We start from the raw sequence: 17121 nt of genomic DNA on the forward strand, positions 1-17121 counted from the left end.
GCACGCTTTGCGCGCCGAATCCGGGCTCCTCTTCGTAGCGGGGACAGGATTTGAACCTGCGACCTCTGGGTTATGAGCCCAGCGAGCTACCGAGCTGCTCCACCCCGCGTCGGTGAACACGACACTACGCCACGACCCGGCAATCACGAAATCCAAATAACGCGACAGCCACCCACCCACCGTCCGACCGGAAAACGAAGAAGCCCGGACCCGGCACGCCTTGCGCGCCGAATCCGGGCTCCCCTTGGTAGCGGGGACAGGATTTGAACCTGCGACCTCTGGGTTATGAGCCCAGCGAGCTACCGAGCTGCTCCACCCCGCGTCGGTGAACACGACACTACGCCACAGCCCGGCAATCACGAAATCCAAATAACGAAACACCGCGACAGCCACACCCCGCACCAGCCCGGCACCGGCCCGGCGAGGAACGCCGGCCATGAGCAACTACCCGTCGTATCAGCACTCTTGCCAGGTGACGGGGGATCCCCCTGGCGGGGGACGGGGTAAGGCCTCCAGGCGGATTCGGCGGTCCGGACTGCGGAACAGGATGAACACCATGGAGACGACAAGCAGCACCACCGTGGAACCGGCCCCGCCCCGCGTCCGCCGGATCGCCTACGCGGGCGCGATCGCACTGCTCCCGTACGCGGCGATGAAGCAGTACTGGTCCTTCGGCGGCACCTGGGGCATCCCGGCCGGGTACCCGAGCCTGCTGGCGAAGCTGGAGCACAACACGCAGGGCAGGCAGCTGGACCCCTTCAACGCCGTGTCGATGTGGCTGTACGAGCACGGGGTGGACATCACGGTGGCCATGGCCGGGGCGGGGATCTTCCTACTGCTGGGGCTGGTGAGCCCGTGGGGGCGGATCTTCCCGCGCTGGGTGCCGTTCGTGGCCCGCAGGCCCGTGCCCCGGTGGCTGCCGCTGACGCCGGCCTGGATCACCGCCGGCATCCTCGGCCCGGTCTTCGGCGTCGGCGCCGTGATCGGCGTGGTGCTCTCGGCCTTCGGCCTGTTCACCTTCGAGACCGACGGGTTCTCGAACGCCGCCTTCTACATCGCCTACTCCGGCATGGGCCCCTACGGCCTCGCCCTCGGCGCCGCCGCCTGGTCGTACCAGCGCCGCACCCGCCGCCGCGCGGCGTGACCCGTCCCGATCGGACGGGCCCCGCCGGCCTGAGCGTCCGTCAGGACGAGGCCCCGTCGGCGAGGGCGGCCTCCAGGGCCAGCCGCAGGCGCTCGTAGCCCGGGGCCAGGCGGCGCAGCCCGGCGGCCAGGGCCACGTCGTCCCCCGTGACCACCGGGTGCTGGAGGCTCCCCAGGGCACGGGCCTGGGCGTCCGCCTCGGCGGCCGCCGCGTCCAGCCCGAGCAGGGTCAGGCAGGAGGCCGCGTCGACCAGCCGTCGGACGCCGACCCGGATGCCGAAGTACTGGAGCAGCCCGCGCACGCCCGGCGCGAGCCCGGCCTCCACCTGCCCGGCCAGGGCCTCCACCGCCGCCGCCCCGCCCAGCGATCCGGGCGGCACGGGCAGGTCCTGACGGCCCGCCAGCCACCGCACGGCGCCGGGCAGCGAGGCCCGCAGCGCCTCCTCGGCGCCGACCTCCCGCTCCCGGACGAACCCGCCGCGCAGCACGTAGGGCTCGGCGATGTACGCGACCGACTTCGCCTCCCAGGCGGCGGTGAAGGCGTCGAGCGGCATGGTCGCGTACGGGTGCCCGTGCGGGTCGTGGAGCAGCACGGTGCCGTCCCCGACCTCCAGCACCACCACGTAGTGGTCGCCGCCCTCCGCGTTCGGCGTGCCGGGCTGGTAGAGGAGCAGGCCCATGTCGACCGGTCCGACGAGCACCGGCCCGTCCTCGGCGCAGGCGCGCCGGAGCCGCTCGACGGCCTCCTCGGCAGTGCCGCCGGCGGTGCGGTCGCAGCGCCATCCGAGCAGCTCGACCGCCGCGTCCAGGCCGAGCTCCGGGTCCCAGCCGTACGGGTCGAAGAACGGGAGCTCCCCGGCGACGAGCTGGGCGCCGAACGCCGAGCCGGTCAGAGTCTCCAGCACGGTGGTCGAGGGGGCGGCGGGGCCGAGCAGCATCGCGAGGGAGTTGGTGTAGCAGTACGGGCCTGAACCGGTGTAGCCGGACATGCGGGGGTCCTCTTTCCGTGCGTTCCTGTGGCTCCCTGTGGGGCCGACGGGGTCCAGTCGACGGCCTCACACGGTGTCAGGGTCAAGTTCCCCCGGGGGGATTCAGGCCACGGCGGCAGCGGCCCGGACCCGGGCGGCGGAGCGGGCCAGCAGGACCACGGCGAGCACGGTCGGGGCGAAGCCCACCACGCAGGCGGCGAGGACGGCGGTCGGGGTCAGGCCGTACGCGGTGGTCACGGCGATCACGGCGACGGCCAGCGGCGCGACCAGCACGGGGCTGAGCAGCAGCAGGGCGGCGCGGCGCTTCTCCGGCGCGGTCCACTGCGGGGAGCGGCCGACCCGGGCGGCCGCGACGACCGCGGCGACCAGCGCCAGGCCCGGTCCGACGGCGGGGACCAGGAGCAGCGGGAAGACCAGGGCGGCGGTCAGCAGGGTCAGGGTGGTGCGCCGGCGGTCCTCGGCGACGGGCCGGGCCCGGCCCTCCTCGGCCAGGGCGGCGTCGGCGGTCCGCCGGGGGCTGCCGAGGCCTTCCAACACCTGCCGGACGGCTGCCTCGTCACCCTCCACGGCCTCGGCGAGGGCCACCTCGACGTGCTCGCGCAGGTCGGCGAGGAGTTCGGCCCGGCGCTCGCCCGGCAGGGTGGCGGTCAACCGGGCGACGGCGTCGAGGTGTTCGCGGACCAGGGGGTGGTCGGTCGGGTTGTTCACGGGTTCTCTCCCGGGGTGAGGACGTGGTCGACGGCTTCGCGGAAGGCGGGCCACAGCGTGCTGAACTCGTCCAGCGCGGCGCGGCCGGCCTCGGTGAGCGTGTAGTAGCGGCGGGACGGCCCGCTGGCGGAGTCCCGCAGGAAGGTGTCGGCGAGCCCGGCCCGGCGCAGGCGGGAGAGCAGGGGGTAGATCGTCCCCTGACTGGTCGCCAGCGTCGGGAAGCGGTCGAGCTCCTGGAGCAGCTCGACCCCGTAGCGCGGGGCGTCGCGCAGCAGCGCCAGGACGCAGTACTCCAGCACGCCCTTGCGCAGCTGGGTGGCGATCGCGCCGTCGGACGGGTCGGCACCGCCCCCGCCCGTCTGTGTGTTGCCAGGTACCATGCGATGCAAGATAGCAGGCGAAGCAAGACACCGTGCAACCCCCACCGCGCGACGCCACCGCGGAAACCCGCTTGACCCGCGCCGCAGGAGGGCCAGGATGGCAACGTGATCAGCAGCGAACGCGCCGTCGCCATCCTGGAAGCCCACCTCGCCCTGAAGGAGAGCTGGCCCTACGACGAGACCCCGCCCGCGATCGTCATCCAGCGGGTGAAGGAGATCCCGTACGCCGGCTGGCTGATCCACTACGACCGGACCGACCGCGACCTCGCCCTCCGCGAGGAGCCCCGCGCCGTCGGCTGGAACGGCGGCCACCTGGTGGTCGACGGCGAGGACGGCAGCCTCCACTACGTCAACGCCGTCTGGTGGAGCGACGACTGCTGGGTGGACGACTACCTCGTGCACGTCCGCGGCCACCGCTCCCCCGACCCGCTCGCCGCCGCCGTCCGCACCCTCCACGCCACCGAGGGCACCGTGCCCGCCCTCGCCCACCTCCGCAAGGCCGCCCCCCGCCTGACCCTCCCCCAGGCCCGCGCCTACCTCACCGCCGTCCGCGACGGCGCCGAACCCCCGGACGACCTCTACGAGTTGACCCGCCCCCTCCCCCTCGAACCCCCGCCCCACATCGAAACCGTGGCCGGCCCGGCACTCTGAGGAGACATCTCGCCCGGGACCTAAATCGAGTGCGGGAGTTCCGGTCCGGGTGATACAAGCTCTCCGTGACTGAACATCTTCACTTCCCCACCCTGCTGCGCAGGATCGACGAGCGGTCCGCCGCGTTCCGCGACGCCGTCGCCACGGCCCCCAGCCTCGACGCCGACGTCCCGTCCTGCCCGGGCTGGACGCTGTACGACCTGGCGAACCACCTCAGCGAGGGGGACCGCTTCTGGGCCCACATCGTGCGGAACACCGCGCCGGGCGACGAGCGGCCGAGCAAGGACGGGCTGGCGGCCCCCAGGGAGCGCGAGGCCCTCACGACCTGGCTGGCCGACTCGACGGAGCAGCTGCTCACCGCGCTGCGCGAGGTCGGCCCGGAGCGGGGCTGCTGGGCCTGGTGGGAGCCGCTGGCCTCGCCGCACACGGTGGCCGCCGTGGCCCGCCGCCGCGTCCCGGAGTCGCTGATCCACACCTACGACGCCCAACTGGCCGCCGGCGCCCCGCAGGAGCTGCCGACGACCGAGGCGGTCGACGCCGTCGAGGAGTTCCTCGCCACCGTCTGCACCGGCACGGTCCCGTGGCCGGGCGAGCCCTCCACCATGGACTACCACGTGGCCGAGGCCGGCTCCTGGCGCCAGACGGTGGACGCCGCCGGTTCCCGCTTCACCCGCCTCACCGCGGCGGAGGCCGCCGAGAGCAAGCCCACCGCCGCCATCCACGGCACGGCGAGTGAGATGGCCCTGCTCATGTACATGCGCATCCCGGGCGACTCGCTGCGGATCGAGGGCGACGCCGACCTGCTCCAGCAGCTGCAGAACTGGGGCTGAGGGACCGTCTGATCATCCTTCAGGCGGCAGTCCGACGCGGTTCCGACAGCTGATCGACGAGTCCCGCAGGCGGGTGCCCGCCCCGGACAACGGCAGTGCGGTCGCCGAACAGGCGACCGCGCTGCTTGCCCTTCTCCCGGTTGAGGAGATCGTCGTCGCCGCCCCGACGCTCTCGCCGCCCTTCCCGCTGTACGCGCCTTCGGCGAGCCGTCGGCGCACCGTTCGGCTCAGTCCGCGTCCATCTGCTCGTAGGTGATGACGATCTTCTCGGTGAGCACACCGGCGTCACCGGCGTCACCGGCCTCGAGCGGGACGGTCTCCAGGCTCTTGGGCCAGGCGTTGACCAGGACGTAGCGCTTGACCGGATTGCCCTCGTGGTCGAAGACGATGATCGCGCAGCCCTTGCGGGCCGGGTTCACCTTGCCGAAGCGGCTGTCCTTGACCCACTTCTCGAAGCTGTTGTCGGCGGTCAGGCTCCGGGTCAGCGTCACCTCGCCCGCCTTGGGGCGGCCGGGCAGCTTCTTGGTGACGTACGTGCCGTCGGCTGTGTTCTGCTTGAGCTCGATGACGTCCTGCTCCGCCGTGAGGCCGGAGACCTCGCCGATCTGCTTGATGACGACGCCGTCGCACTCCAGGCCGAAGGAGTGGCCGACCGAGGTGTCCATGTCGGGAAGTGCCATGAGCTGTGAACCCGCCTTCCTGGGTTGCCCGTTGACGAGGCCGGTGCCGCCGGAGGGCCGCGCCGGCCGGAAGGCCTCGCCCGGCGTCAGTCCGAAGAGCGCGCCCTTCCACCACTCGTTTACCACGAAGGCCGTGACGGTACGGCGCATCCGGGCCCGGAGCGTGTCGGTCGTCCGCGACACCGTCCGCGTCCGTACGGCCCGTACGGGCCGTCACTCGGCGCGCAGCCCCTCCGCGCTGGTCCGCCGCCCCGCCGACCGGGCGGGCAGGTAGGCGCCGAGCACCGCGATCAGCACGCCGGAGGTCCCGACCACGGCCAACTGCGGCAGGTGCCAGACCTCCTTGAGGGAGTCCGGGAAGACCACCACCCCGATGTGGTCCACCAGCAGCCGGTGCGCCACCATGCCGAGCGGGATGCCCAGTGCCCCGCCCACCACGCCGACCGCGGTCATCGAGGTCACGAACATCACCGTGACCTGACGCGGGGTCATCCCGATCGACTTCAGCGTCCCGAGGTCCCGGCGCCGCTCCCGGCCGTTCAGCAGCACGGTGTTGAAGACCCCCAGCGCGGCCACCGCCGTGAGCAGCAGGGTGAAGGCCGCCGAGAAGGCCACCAGGGTGGTGGTCGCGGTGGTGCCGGCGTCGGCGAGCGCGGGGCGCAGCCCGGGGTCGGCGGCGGCCACCGTCTCCCGGTAGGCCCGGGCGTCGGCGCCCGGGGCCAGCCGGACCTGGTAGTGGACCGCCCGGGCCTGCGGGGCCAGCTCCGCCAGGGTGGCCCAACTCACCTCCACGAAGCGGGGATCGCCGTCCAGCTCCTCCCCGACGATGACGGCCTCGGCCCGCCGCCCGTCCAGCTCCAGGACCATCCGGTCGCCGACCCGTGCGCCGTGCTGCCGCAGGTAGCCCGGGGAGACCACCACCTCGCCCGGCGCCTCACCCAACGCCCGTCCCGCGACCAGCCGTTCGGCCTTACCCGGGTCGGGGTCACCGCGCTGGAAGAAGGCCGCGAGCTGCTCGGTGGTCCCGGCCAGGCCCACCTCCGTGATCGCCTCCGCCGTCACGCCCACCGCCCCCGGCGTCGAGCGCAGCAGCCGCTCCACCTCCTCTTCGGTCAACTTCGGTGCGGTCTCCCCGAATTGGGCCCGCCCGAGCCAGACCGAGACCCTCTCCCCGCCGTCGCTCCGGCCCACCTCGCCCAGGCCGACCAGCGTGCCGGTCAGGCCGGTGGTGAGGGTCACGGTGGTGACGCCGAGCAGCACCGCCGCCAGGGTCAGCGCCGTACGGGCGGGCCGGGTGAACGGCTGGCCGAGCCCGAGACCGACGGCGCGCGGCAGCCGGGTGCCGGCCAGCCACCGCTGGACCCGCAGCCCCCGTCCGGTGCTCGGCGCACTGCCCGCGCCGATCGCCCGGGCGGCCGGGAGCCGGTGCGCGCGCAGGGCGGGCAGCAACGCGGCCAGTGCCACCACCAGGGGCATGCCGAGCAGCGCGACCGCGTACACCCAGGCGTCGACGCCGATCTCCGCGCTGCCCCGCAGCACGCCCTGGAACGCGGACTTGAGCACCGGCCCGCCGAGTGCCGCCCCCAGCGCGGTGCCCGGCACCGCCCCCGCCACCGCCGGGACGGTGACCATCAGCAGGTAGACGCCCAGCACCTGGTTCGGGGTGAAGCCGATCGCCTTGAGCACCCCGATGTGGCGCAGCCCGGAGACCACCGCGCCGCTCACCACGTTCGCCACGATCAGCACCGCGACCAGCAGGCCGAGCACGCCGAACAGTGACATCACCGGCAGGTACGCCTCGGCCGCCGCGGAGAACGCGGCCCGCAGCTCCAGATGGCTGCGGACGGCCGTCAGTGCGCCCTCGGGCAGGCCTTCGCCGACGGCGGCCACGGCCGCGCGCAGCTGTCGCTCGGTGCCGGAGTCCGTGAAGCGGTAGAGCATCTGACGCCCCGTGGGGTGCAGCGCGGCGACCTGCTCCGGGAGGGCCCAGCCGTCGGCGGTGCGGCTCATCGAGACCGCCACGCCCACCACCGTCAGCGCGGGGCCGTCCCGCAGGGACAACCGGCTGCCGACCAGCTCGGGCCGGTGCATCCCGCCCTCCTGGTTGAGCACCACCTCCTCCGGGGCACCGGCCCACCGCCCGGCCACCAGCTCGACCCGGTCCACCGTGTCACCGTCACCGTCACCGTCACCGGGGGCCGACCGCCCGACCAGGTCGAAGGCGCCCTCCGGAACCCCGGCCAGTGGTACGGCGAGCGCCACCGGCACGGTGTCGAACGGTCCGGCCACCGCCTCGACGCCCGGACGCCGCGCGTGCTCGGCGAGCTGACCGGCCGTCACCGCCGAGGCGTCGTAGACCGCCGTGACGTGGGCGCCGCGCTGCTTCTCGAAGGCCCGGTCGAAGGGGGCGGAGAGCGCCACCAGCAGACCAACCGCCAGCACCACCGTGGTCGTGGCGGCGAACACCACCAGCCCGATCAGCGTCATCTGCAGCCTGCGCCGCCGCACTCCGGCCCGGGCCGCCCGCCAGACCGCGCTCACCGGTCCGCCGCCGTCCGCACGTTCACGGCGCCCTCCGCCGCGGCACCGCCGCCCTCGGCACCGTCCGTCACTGCGCTCTCCCGCACCACCCGGCCGTCCGCGAACTCCACCAGCCGGCTCGCGCAGCGCGAGGCCAGCAGCGGGTCGTGGGTGACCATCAGCAGCGTCTGCCCGATCTGGTTGAGGTCGATCAGGAGGTCCATCACCTGTTCGCCGGAGCGGCTGTCCAGCGCCCCGGTCGGCTCGTCCGCCAGCAGCAGGGCCGGTCGGTTCATCAACGCCCGTGCCACCGCCACCCGTTGGCGCTCTCCCCCGCTGAGCACCGCCGGGTAGGCGTTGCGCCGGTCGGCGATGCCGAGCTCGTCCATCAGCTCCAACGCCCGCCGCCGGGCCTGCCGGGCCGGGATTCCGGTGAGCTGCGCGGCCAGCGCCACGTTGTCCAGGGCCGGCAGGTCGTCCAGCAGGTTGAAGAACTGGAACACCATCCCGACCTGCCGCCGCCGGTAGAGCGCCAGCCCGGTCTCGTTCAGCTCCCCCAGGTCCTGCCCGTTCACCGTCACCGTGCCGGAGGTCGGGCGGTCCAGTCCGGCCACCATGTTCAGCAGCGTGGACTTGCCGCAGCCCGAGGGCCCCATCACCGCGACCGCCTCGCCCGCCCGGATCTCCAGCGAGACCCCGGCCAGCGCGTCCGTCTCCCCGTACGCCTTGCGCACCCCGTCCAACCGCACCACCGGCGGCCGGACACCCTCCTGATCGTTCGTCATGCCGAGAAACCTAGGAGCACCGGGGGACGGCCCGCGTCCCTCCCCCGGTGCATCCGACGGCGGCCGTCATCCCGGAGATGTACGGACGCCCCCTCCCCGGGCCGATGACGGTCACCGCCGGGCCTGCGAGGATGGCGGTCATGTGGGGGCTGGGAGTGACCGTGGCGGTCGCCGTGCCGGTGCTCGCGGCCGCCGCCCTGGCGCTCGCGCTGCGCCGTGCGCGGCGGCTGCACCGCACCGTGCTGGAGGAGCGCGGCTGGCTGCTGGAGCGTGAACGGGCGGCCGCGGCCGAGGGCGCCGTCCGGGCCGAACGGGCCCGGATCGCGGCCGAGTTGCACGACGTGGTGAGCCACAACGTGAGCCTGATGGTGGTGCAGGCCGGCGCCGCCCGCGAGGTGCTGGCCACCCTTCCCGAGGAGGCCGCCGCCGCGATGGCCGCCGTCGAGGCGGCCGGGCGCGGCACCATGACCGAACTGCGCCAGTTGCTCGGCCTGTTGGCCCCGCCCCAGGACGGGTCCGAACCGGAGGACCCCGCCGCGCCCCTCACCCCGCAGCCCGGGCTGGACCGGCTCGGCTCCCTGGTGGACCGGATCGCCTTCGCCGGTCTGCCGGTCGAGGTCCGGATCTCCGGCGAGCCGCGCCCGCTGCCGGCCGGCATCGACGTCACGGCCTACCGGATCGTCCAGGAGGCCCTGACCAACGCGCTCAGGTACGGCGACGGCAGCCGGGCCGACGTGACGATCCGTTACACCGACCACGCCCTGCGGGTGGAGGTCCTCAACGGCGGACCCAGCGTGCTCACCGGCTCCGCGCCCCGCCCCCGCCCGACCCCCGCCGTGGACGGCACCGGCCACGGCCTGACCGCCCTCCGCGAGCGGGTCGCCGTCCACGGCGGCGACCTCGACGCCCGCCGCCGCCTCGGCGGCGGCTACCGGGTCCGCGCCCGCATCCCCCTGGACCGCCCGTGACCACCCCTCCTCCCGCTCCCCGGGTCGTGATCGCCGACGACCAGGAGCTCATCCGCACCGGCTTCCGGCTGATCCTGACGGCCCGTGGGATCGACGTGGTGGCCGAGGCCGCCGACGGCGCCGAGGCCGTGGCCGCCGTCCGCCGCACCCGGCCCGACGTCGTCCTGCTCGACATCCGGATGCCCGTCCTGGACGGCCTGGCCGCCGCCCGGCAGATCCTGGCCGAGGCGCCCGCCACCAAGGTGGTCATGCTGACCACCTTCGACCTGGACCACTACGTCTACGGCGCGCTCTCCTTCGGGGCCAGCGGCTTCCTCCTCAAGGACGTCACCGCCGAACACCTGGCCAACGCCGTCCGCCTGGTCACCACCGGGGACGCCCTGCTCGCCCCCTCCATCACCCGCCGCCTGGTCGAACGCTTCGCCAACCCCCTCTCCCCACCCGCCCCGCACCCCGACCTCACCCCCCTCACCACCCGCGAGCGCGAGGTCCTCACCCTCCTCGGCGGCGGCCTCTCCAACGCCGAACTCGCCCGCCACCTCACCCTCAGCGAAGCCACCGTCAAGACGCACGTCGCCCGCATCTTCGCCAAGCTGGGCCTCCGCGACCGCGCCCAAGCCGTCGTCCTCGCCTACGAATCCGGCCTGGTCACCCCGGCCGCGGGGGTGCAGGGGGCGGGGTGTGTGCATCACGGGCCCGCGTAGTTCGTGCGCCGGCCGGCCCGGTGACGGCCGCGGCGCGGCCCGGGCTCACTCGTGGCCCGGGCTCAGTCGCGGCCCGGGCTCAGTCGCGGCCGTCCTCGTCCGCCTGGACGTGGGCGTCGTCGTTCCAGCGCAGCAGTGCGGGGACGCCGTGCTGCACCCCGAGGACGGACAGCGAGGCGGGGCCCAGGCGCAGGCGGGCGGCGAACCCCACGGGCTGCCCGAGCCAGCGGGCCGCGACGGCGCACAACACGTGGCCGTGCGCGAAGACCAGCCGGTCGCCGCTGCCCTCCCTGGCCCAGGCCACCACGGCGTCGGCGCGGGCGCCGATCGCCTCCGGGTCCTCTCCGCCCGGGGTGCCGTCGCGCCACAACTGCCAGTCGGGGCGCCGCTGTCGGATCTGCGCGGTGGTCAGGCCCTCGTACGCGCCGTAGTCGACCTCGGCCAGTGCCTCCCAGACGGTGGCCCGGTCGGCGAAGCCGGCCAGTTCGCAGGTCCGGCGGGCCCGCGCGAGCGGGCTGGTGCGGACCTCGGCACCGGGGAGGCCGTCCCAGGGGGCGGCGCGCAGCCGCTCCCCGAGCAGCCGGGCCCGCCGCTCCCCGAGCGGGAGCAGCGGCAGGTCGGTGCGGCCGGTGTGCTGTCCGGTCCGGGCCCACTCGGTGAGCCCGTGACGGGCCATCAGGAGCCGGGGTCCCTCGGTCGCCGACATCGCTCCTCCTCCTGCGGCAGGCGTCCGGCACGGCGTTCGCCGGGGCGGCGCACCCGGCCACCATCCAAGGCCAGCCGCCCGCCCGGCAGCAGCGGACACGCGGGCCCGGACCGCCACCGTCCCCCTCCCGGCCCAGCCCGCCGCCCCCTGGAGCACCGTCCACGCACCGACCGGACGTCCGCCCCTCGTAGACTCGCGGCATGGGTACCAGGTACAGGTTCTCGGTGCTGGACCGCTCCCACGTCCAGGAGGGGCGCGGGGCCGCGGAGGCGCTGCGCGAGACGGTGCGGACGGCGGTGACGGCCGAGGAGGCCGGGTACCACCGGTTCTGGCTCTCGGAGCACCACGGGGTGCCCGGCATCGCCGGGTCGGCGCCGACGGTGCTGGCGGCGGCGGTCGCCGCGCGGACCGGGCGGATCAGGATCGGCACCGGTGGCGTGATGCTGCCCAACCACCGGCCGCTGGTGGTGGCCGAGCAATTCCGCGTGCTGTCGGCCCTCTTCCCCGGCCGGATCGACCTCGGGGTGGGCCGCTCGGTCGGGTTCACCAAGGCGATCCAGGAGGCGCTCGGCCACGGGCGGGAGGCGGCGGACGCCTTCCCCGCCCAACTCGCCGAACTGCTCGACTGGTTGGGCGCGGGGACGACGGACCGCCACCCCCGGGTGCGGGTCCGGCCGGACGACGTCGAGCGGGTGCCGCCGTACGTGCTGGCGATGGGCGAGGGCGGCCGGATCGCGGCCGGGGCCGGGCTGCCGGTGGTGGTCGGCGGGCTGCACGACCGGGACCGTCTGCTCGGCATGGTGACCGAGTACCGGGAGGCCTTCCGCCCCTCCCCCTGGTGCGCGGAGCCGCGCGTGCTGCTCGCCGCTCCCGTCGCGGTGGCGGACACCGCCGCCGAAGCCCGCGACCTGCTGGCGCCCGAGGCCTGGGCGATCGTCCGCTCCCGCTCCGACGGCGCCTTCCCCGCGCTGCCCTCCCCCGAACGGGTCCGCGCGGCCGCCCTGACGGCCCGTGAGCAGGACCTCTTCGACCGCACGGTGGCCGGTCAGGTGGCCGGGACGGCGGCGGAGGTCCGGGCCGAACTCGACCACCTGGTCGACCTGACCGGCGCCGAGGAGGTACTGGTCACCACCGGCGCCCACGACCCGGCCGTGCACCGCACCACGCTCCGCCGGATCGCCGAGGCCCTGGAGTAGCTGCCGGGGACGACGAACGGCCCGCCGGTGCACCGGCGGGCCGTTCGTGGTCCCGAGGTCGGGAGGTCCGACGGGGTGTCAGACGGACCTCACTTGCACACGCCCGGGTAGCCGCTGTAGAGCTTGACGTTGGCCGAGGAGATCCAGCCCTTGCCGCTCACCGTGTCCATGTAGTACCAGGTGGTGCCGGTGATGTTGGCCGAGCAGAGGGCCGTGGCACCGGAGCGGTCCGGCACCGGGGAGCCGTGGGTGCCACAGTTGGTGGCCGGGCCGTTGTAGAGGTTGTAGGAGTTGTACGGGCCGTCGACGGTGGCGGTCTTGGGGCTGACCGCGGCCGGCGTGGAGCCGCAGCCGATGGCGTGGGCGGCGGTGCCGGTCGCGACGGTGATGAACGCGGAGGCGGCCAGCGTGGTGGCCAGGCCCAGTGCACGGAGCTTCATGGAGGTGCCTTCCCGTTTCCGGTGTTCCGATGAGCGGTGCTTGCGGGACCAGAGACTTCCAGTTGGCCATGGCCGCGTCATCGAACGAGCGGGCTACTTCGGGCACCACCGGGTCAACCCTGTGCGGTAGCACGCCGGATTGGACTCAACCATTTGGTCTACACCAAAGAGTGGAGACCGTGTCAGGTCCGGGCCCGCGCCGCCGGGATGACCAGGGGCTTGCCGGTCTCCGGGTCCTCGATGACCCGGCAGGGCAGCCGGAACACCTCCTCCACCAGAGCCGCGGTGACGATCTCGGCCGGGTCGCCCTCGGCGAGCACCCGGCCGTCGCGCATGGCGATCAGGTGGGTGGCGTACCGGGCCGCGTGGTTGAGGTCGTGCAGGACGGCGACCAGGGTGCGGCCCTGCTCCTCGTGCAGGCGGGCGCAGAGGTCGAGCACCTCAATCTGGTGGGCGATGTCCAGGTAGGTGGTCGGCTCGTCCAGCAGGAGCAGCGGGGTCTGCTGGGCCAGTGCCATGGCGATCCAGACCCGCTGGCGCTGGCCGCCGGAGAGCTCGTCCACCTGACGGTCGGCCAGTTCCAGGACGCCCGTGGCGGCCATCGACTCGTCGGTGATCCGCTCGTCCTCGCGGGACCACTGCCGCAGCAGGCCCTGGTGCGGGTGGCGGCCGCGGGAGACCAGCTCGGCGACGGTGATGCCGTCCGGGGCGATGGAGGTCTGCGGCAGCAGGCCGAGGGTGCGGGCCACGGTGCGCGGCGGCAGCGAGGCGATGTCGGCACCGTCCAGCAGCACCCGGCCGGCCTTGGGCCTGAGCACCCGGGCCAGGGCGCGCAGCAGGGTGGACTTGCCGCAGGCGTTGGGGCCGACGATCACGGTGAAGGAGTTGTCCGGGATCGCCACCTCCAGGCCCTCGGCGATGGTGCGCTGCTCGTAGGCGAGGGTCAGTCCCTGCCCCGCGAGCCGGGAGGAGGGGGCGGTGGAGGGGGCGGTGGTGAGAGCGGTGGTCACCTTGGTGGTCTCTTCCTGTCGGGCCGTCATATCCGTCCTGCCTTGCGTTCGGTGGCCATCAGCCACACCAGGTAGCCGCCGCCGAGCACGCCCGTCACCACGCCCACCGGCAGTTGGCGGCCGTCGACCAGGTGCTGTCCGAGCAGGTCGGCGCCGACCGTGAGGGCCGCGCCGACGGCCATCGCGCCGCCGAGGTTCGGGCCGGGGGCGCGGGAGAGGCGGCGGGCGAGCTGGGGGGCGGTCAGGGCGACGAAGGAGACCGGCCCGGCGGCGGCCGCCGCGAAGGCGGCGACCAGGACGGCGGCGGTGAGCAGCAGCAGCCGTACGCCCTGCACCCGCACGCCCAGCGCGGACGCGGCCTCGTCGCCCATCTCCAGCAGCCGCAGCGCCCGCCCGGCGCCGACCAGCACGGCCGGCAGCAGGACGGCGAGCACCAGGGCGAGCGGTCCGGCCTGGTCCCAGCCGCGGCCGTCCAGGCTGCCGGTGAGCCAGAGCATCGCCCGGGAGGCGTCGACCAGTTCGGCCCGGGTGAGCAGGTAGCCGTTGACGCCGGTGAGGACGGCCATCACGCCGATGCCGATCAGCACCAGCCGGGTGCCGTGCACGCCGCCGCGCCAGGCGAGCAGGTGGATCAGCACTCCGGTGAGCACGCCGCCCAGCACGGCGCCGGCCGAGAGCGCGAAGGTGCCGCCGCCGAGCAGCACGATCGCCACCAGTGCGCCGGTGGAGGCGCCCTGGGTGAAGCCGAGCATGTCGGGGCTGCCGAGCGGGTTGCGCACCAGGGACTGGAAGAGCGCGCCGGAGAGCGCCAGCGCGGCGCCGACCAGCAGCGCGGTGGCCACCCTGGGCAGCCGCAGCTCGTGGACGATGAAGTCCTGGGCGGGGGCGCCGTCGCCGAGCAGGGTGCGGACCACCTCGGCGGGGGCGATCGGGTAGTCGCCGGTGCCGATCGCCAGGACGGCGAGGACCAGCACCGCGGCCAGCACCAGGGCGAACGCCACCAGCGCGCGCGGGCGCAGGCGCACGGACAGCTCGGCGACGCGCAGGGTCCGCAGCCGGCCGGCCTTCTGAGGGGTGCTCATGCCCGCACCGCCTTCGGCCGCCTGACGAAGTGCAGGAAGAGCGGGCCGCCGAGCACGGCCGTGACGATGCCGACCTGGAGCTCGCCGGGGCGCCCGAGCACCCGCCCGAGCACGTCCGAGCCGAGCAGCAGCACCGGGGCCAGCACCGCGCAGTAGGGCAGCAGCCAGCGCAGGTCCGGGCCGGTGACCGCGCGCACCAGGTGCGGGACCAGCAGGCCGACGAAGACGATCGGGCCGCAGGCGGCGGTGGCCGCGCCGCAGAGCAGGCCGACGGCGAGGATCGCGCCGGCCCGCACCCGGCCGGGCCGGGCGCCGAGCGCGAGGGCCGAATCCTCGCCCAGGGCAAGGGCGTTGAGCGGCTGGGCCAGGGCCAGGGCGAGGAGCGTGCCGACCGCGACGAAGGGCAGCACCTTCAGCACGGTGGAGGTCTGCGCGGAGGCCAGCGAGCCGACCGTCCAGAACCGCATCTGCTGCAGCGAGGCCGCGTTCAGCAGCATCACGGCCATCACGTAGGAGTAGAGCGCGGCGTTCAGCGCGGAGCCGGCCAGGGCCAGCCGGGCGGGGGTGGCGGTGCGGCCGCCGCCGACGGCGTAGACCGCCGCGGAGACCACGGCGGCGCCGCCGAGGGCGAACCAGACGTACCCGCCGAAGGAGTTGACGCCGAGGAAGGTGATGGCGGAGGCGACCGCGGCCGAGGCGCCGGCGTTGATGCCGAGCAGCCCGGGGTCGGCCAGCGGGTTGCGGGTCAGCGCCTGCATCACGCCGCCGGCCAGGCCGAGCGCGCAGCCGACCAGCAGGCCGAGCAGGGTGCGCGGCAGGCGCATCTCGTGCACCACCGTCCAGCCGGGCGAGCCCTGTTCGGTGAGCCCCCGCCAGACCTCGCCGGGGCCCAACTGCCTCGCCCCGACCGCCAGGCTCAGCACCAGGACGAGGAGCAGCAGGAGCAGGGCCGCGAACAGCCCGGCGGCGCGCCGGGCCTGACGCCCCGGCGGCCGTGGGGCGCCCGCCGCGGCCAGCGGTGGCGACTTGGTCAAGGACACGTGCGGACTCCGGTGCAGTTCAGGGGGGTACCCCGCCCTGATGGACAGTAACAATGGTTAGGCTAACCTAACGATCGGCGGCCGGTGCTCCGGGTCCTCCCGGTACCCCCGGCCCGCCCGCTGCGGCACGCCCGCATGCCCCCGAATGCGGGCGTGCCCTCCGCGGCCCTCCCCGTCTCCCCGCTCCACCGCGCCCGTACGAGAGAAGTCACCGCCATGACGCACGCCGGTCCCGCCCACCTCACCCGCCGCGGTCTGCTCGCCGCCTCCGGCGCCGTCGGCCTCGGCGCGGTGCTCGCCGCCTGCGGCAGCTCCGGCTCCAAGGACTCCTCCTCCGCCGCGGGTTCCGGTTCCGGCGCGGGCGCCGCCTCCGGTCCGTGGTCGTTCACCGACGACCGCAAGAAGGAGGTCACCGCCAAGTCGGCCCCGAAGCGGATCGTCGCCTTCACCGGCACCGCCGCCGCGCTGCACGACTTCGGCGTCCGGGACCAGATCGTCGGCGTCTTCGGCGAGACCAAGGGCACCGACGGCAAGCCCGACCCGCAGGCCGGCAACCTCGACCTGGGCAGGATCGAGATCATCGGCAACGCCTGGGGCGAGTTCAGCATCGAGAAGTACGCGGCCCTGCGCCCCGACCTGCTGGTCACCCACATGTACGACGCCGACCAGCTCTGGTACGTCCCCGAGGAGAGCAAGGACAAGATCCTGCCGCTCGCCCCGCAGGTCGCCATCACCACCGGCCGGGTGCCGCTGCCCGAGCCGATCCGCCGCTACGCGGAGCTGGCCGCCTCGCTCGGCGCCGACCTGAAGGCCAAGGAGGTCACCGACGCCAAGGCCCGTTTCGAGGCCGCCGCCGAGAAGCTGCGCCAGGCCGCCAAGGCCGCCAACGGCCTGAAGGTGCTGGCCTGTTCGGGCGCCGCCGACATCTTCTACGCCTCCGCCCCGGCCATGAGCACCGACCTCATGTACTTCAAGGAGCTCGGCGTCGACATCGTCGTCCCGGACAAGCTGGACCAGGGCGGCTACTTCGAGTCGCTCAGCTGGGAGAACGCCGGCAAGTACCCGGCCGACCTGCTGCTGCTCGACAAGCGCTCCACCGCCCTCCAGCCCAAGGACCTCGCCGGCAAGCCGGGTTGGGCCCAGCTCCCGGCCGTCAAGGCCAACCAGATCACCCCGTGGGACGCCGTCCCGCGCTTCTCCTACGCGGGTGCCGCCCCGCTGCTGGAGGACCTGGCCAAGGCCATCGAGAGCGCCAAGAAGCTCTCCTGACGCCCGCTCGCACCTTCCGG

18 protein-coding genes and 2 tRNA genes are annotated in these 17121 nt (G+C 74.3%); 7 read left to right on the forward strand and 13 right to left on the reverse strand.

Features of this window, described 5'->3' with window-relative positions; all coding sequences use genetic code 11:
* Positions 1-35 precede the first annotated feature (35 nt).
* Together ACIA8O_RS17340 and ACIA8O_RS17345 are read right to left on the reverse strand one after the other, a co-directional pair.
* Positions 36-109: transfer RNA gene (locus ACIA8O_RS17340), tRNA-Met, on the reverse strand.
* A 136-nt stretch (positions 110-245) separates the two neighbouring features.
* Positions 246-322 (reverse strand) — tRNA-Met (locus ACIA8O_RS17345).
* Between the two features lie 234 nt (positions 323-556).
* Between ACIA8O_RS17345 and ACIA8O_RS17350 the strand changes: the two genes are divergently transcribed.
* Entirely contained in the window at positions 557-1144 is a 588-nt protein-coding gene (locus tag ACIA8O_RS17350; RefSeq protein WP_396294681.1) for a hypothetical protein, read from the forward strand.
* Positions 1145-1184: 40 nt separating this feature from the next.
* Here the strand turns inward: ACIA8O_RS17350 and ACIA8O_RS17355 are convergent, their stop codons facing one another.
* The 3 genes from ACIA8O_RS17355 to ACIA8O_RS17365 form a co-directional block, all read right to left on the reverse strand.
* The gene (locus tag ACIA8O_RS17355; protein WP_396294682.1) at positions 1185-2132 is read right to left on the reverse strand and encodes a hypothetical protein; all 948 of its coding nucleotides are present in this window, start codon (positions 2130-2132) and stop codon (positions 1185-1187) included.
* Between the two features lie 102 nt (positions 2133-2234).
* Positions 2235-2840, reverse strand: coding sequence for an HAAS signaling domain-containing protein (locus tag ACIA8O_RS17360; protein ID WP_396294683.1), 606 nt, complete (start codon positions 2838-2840; stop codon positions 2235-2237).
* Entirely contained in the window at positions 2837-3220 is a 384-nt protein-coding gene (locus ACIA8O_RS17365; RefSeq protein WP_396294684.1) for a PadR family transcriptional regulator, read from the reverse strand. Before ACIA8O_RS17365 ends, ACIA8O_RS17360 begins: the two co-directional genes overlap by 4 nt.
* Before the next feature lie 105 nt (positions 3221-3325).
* On the opposite strand from ACIA8O_RS17365, the gene ACIA8O_RS17370 reads away from it, so the two are divergent.
* Both ACIA8O_RS17370 and ACIA8O_RS17375 read left to right on the forward strand, forming a co-directional pair.
* Positions 3326-3871, forward strand: a complete 546-nt coding sequence (locus ACIA8O_RS17370; RefSeq protein ID WP_396294685.1) for a hypothetical protein — start codon at positions 3326-3328, stop codon at positions 3869-3871.
* Positions 3872-3936: 65 nt separating this feature from the next.
* Positions 3937-4701, forward strand: a complete 765-nt coding sequence (locus ACIA8O_RS17375; RefSeq protein WP_396294686.1) for a maleylpyruvate isomerase family mycothiol-dependent enzyme — start codon at positions 3937-3939, stop codon at positions 4699-4701.
* Positions 4702-4928: 227 nt separating this feature from the next.
* On the opposite strand, the gene ACIA8O_RS17380 is transcribed toward ACIA8O_RS17375, so the two are convergent.
* The 3 genes from ACIA8O_RS17380 to ACIA8O_RS17390 all read right to left on the reverse strand — a co-directional run bounded on the left by ACIA8O_RS17380 (position 4929) and on the right by ACIA8O_RS17390 (position 8686).
* On the reverse strand, positions 4929-5381 hold the full coding sequence (locus tag ACIA8O_RS17380) for a phage tail protein (RefSeq protein WP_396294834.1): 453 nt from the start codon (positions 5379-5381) through the stop codon (positions 4929-4931).
* A gap of 213 nt (positions 5382-5594) precedes the next feature.
* Positions 5595-7922, reverse strand: a complete 2328-nt coding sequence (locus ACIA8O_RS17385; RefSeq protein ID WP_396294687.1) for an FtsX-like permease family protein — start codon at positions 7920-7922, stop codon at positions 5595-5597.
* Positions 7919-8686 carry an ABC transporter ATP-binding protein gene (locus tag ACIA8O_RS17390; RefSeq protein ID WP_396294688.1) on the reverse strand — a complete coding sequence of 256 codons (768 nt, stop codon included), beginning with the start codon at positions 8684-8686 and terminating at the stop codon, positions 7919-7921. The genes ACIA8O_RS17385 and ACIA8O_RS17390 overlap by 4 nt, the downstream gene beginning before the upstream one ends.
* Before the next feature lie 140 nt (positions 8687-8826).
* Here ACIA8O_RS17390 and ACIA8O_RS17395 point away from each other — a divergent pair, with 140 nt between their 5' ends.
* Positions 8827-9654 carry a sensor histidine kinase gene (locus ACIA8O_RS17395; RefSeq protein WP_396294689.1) on the forward strand — a complete coding sequence of 276 codons (828 nt, stop codon included), beginning with the start codon at positions 8827-8829 and terminating at the stop codon, positions 9652-9654.
* On the forward strand, positions 9651-10358 hold the full coding sequence (locus ACIA8O_RS17400) for a response regulator (RefSeq protein ID WP_396294690.1): 708 nt from the start codon (positions 9651-9653) through the stop codon (positions 10356-10358). Before ACIA8O_RS17395 ends, ACIA8O_RS17400 begins: the two co-directional genes overlap by 4 nt.
* A gap of 79 nt (positions 10359-10437) precedes the next feature.
* Here the strand turns inward: ACIA8O_RS17400 and ACIA8O_RS17405 are convergent, their stop codons facing one another.
* A complete protein-coding gene (locus ACIA8O_RS17405) occupies positions 10438-11064 on the reverse strand; it encodes a histidine phosphatase family protein (protein ID WP_396294691.1) in 627 nt (208 codons plus the stop codon).
* 200 nt (positions 11065-11264) lie between these two features.
* Between ACIA8O_RS17405 and ACIA8O_RS17410 the strand changes: the two genes are divergently transcribed.
* The gene (locus tag ACIA8O_RS17410; protein ID WP_396294692.1) at positions 11265-12260 is read left to right on the forward strand and encodes an LLM class flavin-dependent oxidoreductase; all 996 of its coding nucleotides are present in this window, start codon (positions 11265-11267) and stop codon (positions 12258-12260) included.
* An 89-nt stretch (positions 12261-12349) separates the two neighbouring features.
* On the opposite strand, the gene ACIA8O_RS17415 is transcribed toward ACIA8O_RS17410, so the two are convergent.
* The 4 genes from ACIA8O_RS17415 to ACIA8O_RS17430 all read right to left on the reverse strand — a co-directional run bounded on the left by ACIA8O_RS17415 (position 12350) and on the right by ACIA8O_RS17430 (position 15826).
* Positions 12350-12700 (reverse strand): hypothetical protein, encoded by a 351-nt coding sequence (locus ACIA8O_RS17415; protein ID WP_380150450.1) that lies wholly within the window; start codon positions 12698-12700, stop codon positions 12350-12352.
* Between the two features lie 182 nt (positions 12701-12882).
* Positions 12883-13740 carry an ABC transporter ATP-binding protein gene (locus ACIA8O_RS17420; protein ID WP_396294693.1) on the reverse strand — a complete coding sequence of 286 codons (858 nt, stop codon included), beginning with the start codon at positions 13738-13740 and terminating at the stop codon, positions 12883-12885.
* The gene (locus ACIA8O_RS17425; protein ID WP_396294694.1) at positions 13737-14792 is read right to left on the reverse strand and encodes a FecCD family ABC transporter permease; all 1056 of its coding nucleotides are present in this window, start codon (positions 14790-14792) and stop codon (positions 13737-13739) included. Before ACIA8O_RS17425 ends, ACIA8O_RS17420 begins: the two co-directional genes overlap by 4 nt.
* A complete protein-coding gene (locus ACIA8O_RS17430) occupies positions 14789-15826 on the reverse strand; it encodes a FecCD family ABC transporter permease (RefSeq protein ID WP_396294835.1) in 1038 nt (345 codons plus the stop codon). The genes ACIA8O_RS17425 and ACIA8O_RS17430 overlap by 4 nt, the downstream gene beginning before the upstream one ends.
* 222 nt (positions 15827-16048) lie before the next feature.
* Here ACIA8O_RS17430 and ACIA8O_RS17435 point away from each other — a divergent pair, with 222 nt between their 5' ends.
* Positions 16049-17101, forward strand: coding sequence for an ABC transporter substrate-binding protein (locus ACIA8O_RS17435; protein WP_396294695.1), 1053 nt, complete (start codon positions 16049-16051; stop codon positions 17099-17101).
* Positions 17102-17121: the final 20 nt, after the last annotated feature.

It is taken from the genome of Kitasatospora sp. NPDC051853 (assembly GCF_044452665.1).
Taxonomy (GTDB): Bacteria; Actinomycetota; Actinomycetes; order Streptomycetales; family Streptomycetaceae; genus Kitasatospora.

Bases quoted from the DNA above. Each gene is read 5' to 3' on its own strand.
- ACIA8O_RS17350 (WP_396294681.1), top strand. From the start codon at position 557: ATGGAGACGACAAGCAGCACCACCGTGGAACCGGCCCCGCCCCGCGTC.
- ACIA8O_RS17355 (WP_396294682.1), bottom strand. From the start codon at position 2,132: ATGTCCGGCTACACCGGTTCAGGCCCGTACTGCTACACCAACTCCCTC.
- ACIA8O_RS17365 (WP_396294684.1), bottom strand. From the start codon at position 3,220: ATGGTACCTGGCAACACACAGACGGGCGGGGGCGGTGCCGACCCGTCC.
- ACIA8O_RS17380 (WP_396294834.1), bottom strand. From the start codon at position 5,381: ATGGCACTTCCCGACATGGACACCTCGGTCGGCCACTCCTTCGGCCTG.
- ACIA8O_RS17390 (WP_396294688.1), bottom strand. From the start codon at position 8,686: ATGACGAACGATCAGGAGGGTGTCCGGCCGCCGGTGGTGCGGTTGGAC.
- ACIA8O_RS17395 (WP_396294689.1), top strand. From the start codon at position 8,827: ATGTGGGGGCTGGGAGTGACCGTGGCGGTCGCCGTGCCGGTGCTCGCG.
- ACIA8O_RS17405 (WP_396294691.1), bottom strand. From the start codon at position 11,064: ATGTCGGCGACCGAGGGACCCCGGCTCCTGATGGCCCGTCACGGGCTC.
- ACIA8O_RS17410 (WP_396294692.1), top strand. From the start codon at position 11,265: ATGGGTACCAGGTACAGGTTCTCGGTGCTGGACCGCTCCCACGTCCAG.
- ACIA8O_RS17415 (WP_380150450.1), bottom strand. From the start codon at position 12,700: ATGAAGCTCCGTGCACTGGGCCTGGCCACCACGCTGGCCGCCTCCGCG.
- ACIA8O_RS17420 (WP_396294693.1), bottom strand. From the start codon at position 13,740: ATGACGGCCCGACAGGAAGAGACCACCAAGGTGACCACCGCTCTCACC.
- ACIA8O_RS17425 (WP_396294694.1), bottom strand. From the start codon at position 14,792: ATGAGCACCCCTCAGAAGGCCGGCCGGCTGCGGACCCTGCGCGTCGCC.
- ACIA8O_RS17435 (WP_396294695.1), top strand. From the start codon at position 16,049: ATGACGCACGCCGGTCCCGCCCACCTCACCCGCCGCGGTCTGCTCGCC.